This window comes from Modicisalibacter sp. 'Wilcox', from assembly GCF_010993675.1.
Classification (GTDB): domain Bacteria; phylum Pseudomonadota; class Gammaproteobacteria; order Pseudomonadales; family Halomonadaceae; genus Modicisalibacter; species Modicisalibacter tunisiensis.
Genome location: NZ_WNXF01000013.1, coordinates 122,319 through 128,605 on the forward strand (window position 1 = coordinate 122,319; position 6,287 = coordinate 128,605).

Annotated in this window: 4 protein-coding genes and 1 tRNA gene; 2 read left to right on the top strand and 3 right to left on the bottom strand. The window is 67.0% G+C overall.

The annotated features are described in order from the left end of the window. Positions 1-101: 101 nt before the first annotated feature. From G7A98_RS12820 to G7A98_RS12830, 3 genes are all read right to left on the bottom strand, one after another. Positions 102-3,050, bottom strand: coding sequence for a cellulose binding domain-containing protein (locus G7A98_RS12820; RefSeq protein ID WP_163650071.1), 2,949 nt, complete (start codon positions 3,048-3,050; stop codon positions 102-104). A 430-nt stretch (positions 3,051-3,480) separates the two neighbouring features. Beyond that, positions 3,481-4,221, bottom strand: coding sequence for a 4'-phosphopantetheinyl transferase superfamily protein (locus tag G7A98_RS12825; protein WP_163650072.1), 741 nt, complete (start codon positions 4,219-4,221; stop codon positions 3,481-3,483). Continuing rightward, positions 4,218-4,853 (bottom strand): hypothetical protein, encoded by a 636-nt coding sequence (locus G7A98_RS12830; RefSeq protein ID WP_163650073.1) that lies wholly within the window; start codon positions 4,851-4,853, stop codon positions 4,218-4,220. The genes G7A98_RS12825 and G7A98_RS12830 overlap by 4 nt, the downstream gene beginning before the upstream one ends. Before the next feature lie 92 nt (positions 4,854-4,945). On the opposite strand from G7A98_RS12830, the gene G7A98_RS12835 reads away from it, so the two are divergent. Both G7A98_RS12835 and G7A98_RS12840 read left to right on the top strand, forming a co-directional pair. Then, a tRNA-Ile gene (locus G7A98_RS12835) sits at positions 4,946-5,021 on the top strand. 97 nt (positions 5,022-5,118) lie between these two features. Then, positions 5,119-6,180, top strand: coding sequence for a site-specific integrase (locus G7A98_RS12840; RefSeq protein ID WP_163650074.1), 1,062 nt, complete (start codon positions 5,119-5,121; stop codon positions 6,178-6,180). The last annotated feature ends 107 nt before the right edge of the window (positions 6,181-6,287 follow it).

Below are 6,287 nucleotides of genomic sequence, written 5' to 3' on the forward strand. Positions count from 1 at the left end.
CCGTCCCGGCTCCGGTGCCGTGTTACCGCGTCGCCCCTTCACCATAGGAAGTGAGTGACGAATTTCAACCGCTCGGCCACATTCTCGTTACAGACTCCCCGTTACAGAATCAGCCCCTGGTCGTCCTGACAGCCGCCGATGCCGGTCAGTTCGATGGCCAGATCCGCCACGCCGTCGCCGTTGACGTCGCCGCGCAGCATGCCGTCGGCCAGGCGCAGCTCGCCGGCCTGGCCGGTGAAGCTGTCGCTGCCGCGCCAGACGAAGGCCTGGTCGCCGTCCTGGGCCAGATCCGCATCGATGGCGGACAGGTCGATCACGTCCCCCTGAGACGGCAGGAAGTCGAGGATGCGATCCGGGGCGTCCGGCCCCGAGGCCTGGGTGGCCCGGAAGGCGAAGGTATCGGCGCCGTCGGTGCCGACCCATTCGTCGCCGCCCGCCGCGGTGGCCATGATGTCCGAGGCCGTGCCGTCGACATCCAGCTGCGTCGGCAGGGCCTTGGCCGCGTCGTAGGTCTTGTAGCTGAAGCGCCAGGTCTCGCCGGGGGCCAGGCTGAGCGGCGTGTCGTCGGTGACGACGTAATGGCCGCTGCCGTCCGTGTCGACGACCTGGGCATTCCACAGCGCGCTCAGGCCGCTGGGCAGGTCGAAGGCCAGGGAGATATCGTCGAGCGTGGCATCGCTGGTGTTCTCGACGATGACCTCGCCGACATAGCCGCTCGACCATTCGCTCTTGACCTGCGTGGTGACGCGAGTCAGGGCGTCGGCATCCACCGAGCCCACCGCCGTGGTGGCGCACAGGCCGCTGTCGTCGAGCGTGACGGCCTGGCCGCCGAGGGTCAGGGACGCCGGCAGCATCGACTCGTCGGCATAGGCCTTGAACGAGAAGCTCAGGCTGTCGCCGGCGGCCAGCATGCCGTCTCCATCCGGGGTGACCGTGTAGTGGCCTGCCTCATGGCGCGTCAGGGTGGCGCTGTACAGTTGGGTCAGGTCGGCGTTCAGATCGAAGGCCACGTCCGAGGCCTCGACGGCATGGTCACCGTGGTTGCTCAGGGTGACCCGCATGACATAGCCGCTCGACCAGCGGCTGACCGGTGTCAGGGTATAGCTCAGCGCGTCGCTGTTGCCGGCGTCGGTGACCGTCGTGCCGGTCGGCAGCCAGTCACCGCCGGTCAGCGTCAGCGACGAGGAGGTATCGCCCGTGGCGTCGCCGTCGCCCAGGATCGTTTCCGCCGAGGGCACCTGAAACACCTCACCCTGGCGGAGTTCACCGGTTCTCAGGTCGAGGATCCGGCCGTCGGCGAAGTGGGCCTCTTCCATGTCGATCAGGATGTCGTCGTCGCCGGGGCCATCCAGATACCAGAGGTCGTTGCCGAGATTGGCGATGTGGTAGTCGCCGAATGCCTGATCGAACACGGCGATGTCGAAGCCGTCGCCGCCGTCGAGGACGTCGTTCCCCCAGCCGGCGCCGCCGCGCAGGATGTCGTCGCCGGCGCCGCCGTACAGATGGTCGTGCCCCAGGGCGCCGTCCAGATAGACCCCCGCGTCGGTGCCGTGAATGATGTCGTCGCGACGCGTACCGACCACGTAGTCGAAGGTCACGGTGTTGGCATCGCCGTCGGTGGGTGCGCCGAAGCTCTCGCCGTCGTTGACCCACAGCGTGGTCGACATCTCGTCATGGGCGGCGTCGCGCAGCGACTGCTCGACATGCACCGTGTTGGCGTGGTCGCGGCCGCCGTGGAAGTTGATGTCGCGGTCGGTGAGCGCGACGTTGATGCTATTGCCCACCGAGGAACTCCAGGAGGCGAACAGCACGCCGTGGCGCATGGCCAGGCTGGTCAGGTCATCGTACTGGCCGTCATAGCTTTCGCGCAGCTCGAACCCGTAGCCGTTGCCGCCGCCCCCCTTGTTGAAGCTGCCGTGGGTGCTCAGGCTCTCGGCGGTCATGTCGAGGGAGCGGGCGAGCTCGAAGGCGGTCGAGGGGCCGTTGGTCACCGCCACGTCGCGGATCTCGGCCCCGACCGTGGCGTCGAACTCGATGGCGTGATAGCGCAGCAGGTCGGTACGCTGGTTGACGAAGTCGCCGGCGTCGGGCTCGCCGAGCGTGAAGCCCACGCCGAAACCGGACAGCGAGACGTGGTCGAGGGTGTCGATGCGCTCGACGTGGGTGTCGCCGGCGGCGAAGTCGAAGTGCACGCCGCGGTCGAGGGTGACGGTGTCGCCGTCCACGGCGACCACCCGGGCCATGCTGGTGCGCAGCGGGGAATCGGTCTCGCGCCACTGGCTGTCGCCGATGGCGTCGAGGAAGGCGGCGTCATTGTTCTGATAGAGGCGAATCGTGTCGCCCGCCGCCAGCCCGTGGCCGTCGCCGAGCACCAGCGTGTCGCTGCCCTTGCCGGCGGCCTGCTGCAGGGTGCCGACAGCCGCGGCATCGCCACCCTGGACGCGGATCGCCTGGCTCGCGCCGTCGGCCAGCGCCGCCTCGCTGAAGATGAAGTGGGTCTCGGCCGAGCCGGCACCCACCAGTGACAGGTCGCTGCGTTCGATGGCCAGCGCCGCGTCGAAGTGATAGTCGCCGGCGGCGAAGTGAATGCTCGCGCCGTCGGGGGCGTTGTCGATCAGCGTCTGCAGCTGTTCGGCGGAGATGTTCGTGTCGACACTGGACACACCGTCGACGAAGGCATAGGCGTCGGGCAGCTCGGCCAGCGGGTCGACGGGGGTGACGAGCGCGGCGGCGGCGTCGGTCAATGACGGCGTCTCGCCGTTGACGGTGAAGCCGGCCGGGAACTCGGTGCCGTCGCCGAGCACCTTGATCTTGAAGCGGGCGGTTTCGCCGGGCGCGATGTCGTTCTTGTCGTCATCGTCGCCGATCTCGTAGTAACCGGCGTCCGAGGCCAGCAGACTGCCGCCCCAGATATCGCCGAGCGTTCCGTGAGTCGTGAAGCCGATCCGGTAGTCCGTGATCGGGTCGCTGCCCAGGTTGGTGATGAAGACTTCCATGACGTAACCGCCGTTCCACTGGCTGGAGAGAGTCAGGTCGATGAGTGAGCGCAAGGTGACCACCTGTTCGAAATCAATGGTTCGACAAACCGCCGGCGGCCCTGGGGTCGTCGTGCGGAATCGGGGTGTGGTTACCGGTGAGGTGCTGTCGCTGGCGCCGTGATGGCGGAGAAGAAGCAGCGGCAGTGGGGCGGTCAGTCGCCCGGAGGGAACGTCCGTGGAATGCTTACCTCGCAACCGAATGGGTTATCGGCGCGCCGGCGAGATTTTTTAGTGAACTTTGGTATTCATTCTTTGCAGTCTGTTGTGCGCGGGTGAGTGCCTGCCGCTTGCGCAGTCTCCACGGCAAGCAGGTCGGCGGCGCTGGCGAGGCGCCATTTCCCGCGAGCGTGATTACGCTGACGGGAGGAGCGGGCAGGGCGCCTGGCACGGGTCGACATGATGGCCAGCCTTGACCTGGCGCTACTGAGAGGCCCCGTGGTGATCAGCCGGTCGCCGCCGGCACCGCGATCAGGCTCACCAGGCAGGCGTCGACCTGGCCGACCTGGCCGGTCAGGCGCCGCCCGGCGGACCAGGCGGGCGACAGCGTGCGGTCGAGTTCCAGGGTGGTGGCATCCAGCGGGTCGTGCGCATCGGCGACGAGGTGGGCATCCTGGAAGTAGAAGCGCACCCCGGTGAGCGGAAACAGCGCCTTGAACAGGCTTTCCTTGAGCGAGAAAACCCGGGTGGCGAAGACGCCGCGGACGTCGCGGGGCAGGGCATCCATGAGGGCCTGTTCCCCCGGAGTGAGGATCTGCCGGGCCAGCCGCTCGGCGCGTGCGACGGGCAATATCGCTTCGGCATCCACGCCCAGCCCCTGCCAGCGTTCGGCGCAGGCCACCACGCCGGCGGCGAGACGGCCGCTGTGGGTGATCGAGCCGACGATACCGGCGGGCCATAGTGGCGCCCGGCTGGGGGCAATGCCGGGCACCGCCGGGGTGCCGGTGAGCATGGCCAGGGCGGCGCGGGCGGCCAGGCGACCGCCCAGATACTCGAGCTGGCGCTTGGGTGCCGCTCGGTGCACGGATTCCGGGGGTGTGACCGGTACCGCTTCCCAGGCCCCGCCGTCGAAGGCATGGCGATCCAGGGCGATGCCGCGCCAGATGACCCCCGCCAGCGGCGCGGGCCAGGGCCAGTCGACATGCCAGGGGCCGAGACCCTGGGGGAGCGACTCGCCGAGGCTCATGGGCCGGCGGGCGCGTCCACCAGAACGGCGTCGAGGGCGACGGGCACCGCGTCGTCGATGCGCTGGTAGCCGAGCATCTGCAGTACCAGCCGGGCGACGCTGTTGTCCATCAGCGCCTGACCGTCCAGCGTCACCGGCTCGGCATTGGTGAGCCGGATACGGTCCCGGCTCTTGCGGGTGAAATGCACCGGCAGGCTCTCGCGGCGCGGCTCGCCGTTGCCGTCGATGCGCAGCGTGAGCGTGTCGGTCAGCGACTCGCCGACCTTCAGGGCGTCCAGGCGCTGCGGATCGAACTCGGTGACCACGGTGACCAGCGGGGTGGTCGCCATCTCCTGAAGCCACGCCGGCAACGGACCGATGCGCTTCATGACATCGGTCTGCGACAGACGCAGCGGCAGGCGCAGGGTACCGTCCGTGCCGAGCGTGCCCTGCAGATGGTCGATGTGATGGGTATGCGGCTGCCTGCCCTCGGCGGTGATCTCGGTCAGCGTCGCGGTCACCCGGGATTCGGGCGCCAGCAGTTGCCAGGCTGCCTGCACGGGCGATGCCGCCAGCAGCAGGCCGGCGACGCCGGCCGCCACCCACCCGCGGCGGGATCGTGCGGAACACGGTTGATCGAAGCGGACGTCCATGCCGAAGCCTCCTGAACAGGTAAGGGCCGAGAATACCAGCGGGGCGCTGGTCTCAGCCATTGGCATTCGCTATCATACGCCGCGCGTTTGCCGGGCCTATAGCTCAGCGGTTAGAGCAGGGGACTCATAATCCCTTGGTCGCAGGTTCGAATCCTGCTGGGCCCACCAGTAAAATCAGCATCTTACGAGTCTGGCTTGGTGAGTCCCATAGTCCAAGGGTACAGTTTCGGTACAGTGCCGATCCTTCAGCCCCCTGGAGATTTTCATGGCCACCATCGTCAAGACCCCCTCTGGTAGCTGGAAGGCCGTCATCCGCAAGACCGGCTGGCCCACTACCGCCAAGACCTTTCGTACCAAACGTGACGCCCAGGACTGGAGCCGCCGCACCGAAGATGAAATGGTGCGTGGCGTCTATATCCAGCGCAGCGCCTCGGAGCGCATGACGCTCGAAGCCGCGCTCAAGCGTTATCTGGCCGATGTCACTCCCACCAAGAAGCCCAGTACCCGGAAGAGCGAGCGCCACAAGGCAAGCACGCTGACCCAGCACCTTGGCAAGTATTCCCTCGCGGCCCTGACGCCGGAACTGATCGCCAACTACCGCGACACGCGGCTCAACAGCCTGGGACGCCGCGGGAAGCCCATCAGCCCCAATACCGTGCGCCTGGAGCTCGCCCTGCTTGGCCACCTCTACACCGTGGCCATCCAGGAATGGGGCCTGGGCCTGACCTACAACCCCGTCCAGAATATCCGCAAGCCCAGCCCGGGAGAGGGGCGTGACCGGCGCCTGAGTGTCGACGAGGAGAAGCGACTATTCGCCGTGCTGCGACAGCACAGCAACCCCATGCTGCCCTGGATCGCCAGAATCGCCCTGGAGACGGGCATGCGCTCGTCGGAGATCCTGACCCTTACTCGCTCACAGGTCGACGTGAAACGCCGCGTGGTGCGCCTCACGGACACCAAGAACAACGAAGCCCGCCTGGTGCCGCTGACCCAAGCCGCCGCCGAGGTTTTCAAGCAGGCGCTGAACAACCCTGTGCGCCCGCTTGACTGTGACCTGGTGTTCTTCGGTGAGCCTGGAAAGGACGGCAAGCGCGGCCCCTATGCCTACACCAAGCTCTGGAACCAGGCGAAGAAGCAAGCAGGGCTCGATGACTTTCGCTTTCACGACCTACGCCATGAGGCCGTCAGTCGGTTGGTGGAAGCTGGGCTATCCGATCAGGAAGTCGCCGCGATCAGTGGCCACAAGTCCATGCAGATGCTGCGGCGGTATACCCATCTGCGAGCTGAGGACTTGGTCTCGAAACTGGACAGGCTGGTGGAAGAGTGAGATGCCACTACCTGAGAAGCGCTGACGATTTCCTGAATCCGTGATGCCGGCGTCGACACTTTCCCTATCGCCGTCAGCGAGCATTTTTTGACCTCCGATTCCGTCTC

Coding starts and splice junctions, on each gene's coding strand:
- G7A98_RS12825 (WP_163650072.1), bottom strand. CDS start 4,221: ATGAGCCTCGGCGAGTCGCTCCCCCAGGGTCTCGGCCCCTGGCATGTC.
- G7A98_RS12830 (WP_163650073.1), bottom strand. CDS start 4,853: ATGGACGTCCGCTTCGATCAACCGTGTTCCGCACGATCCCGCCGCGGG.
- G7A98_RS12840 (WP_163650074.1), top strand. CDS start 5,119: ATGGCCACCATCGTCAAGACCCCCTCTGGTAGCTGGAAGGCCGTCATC.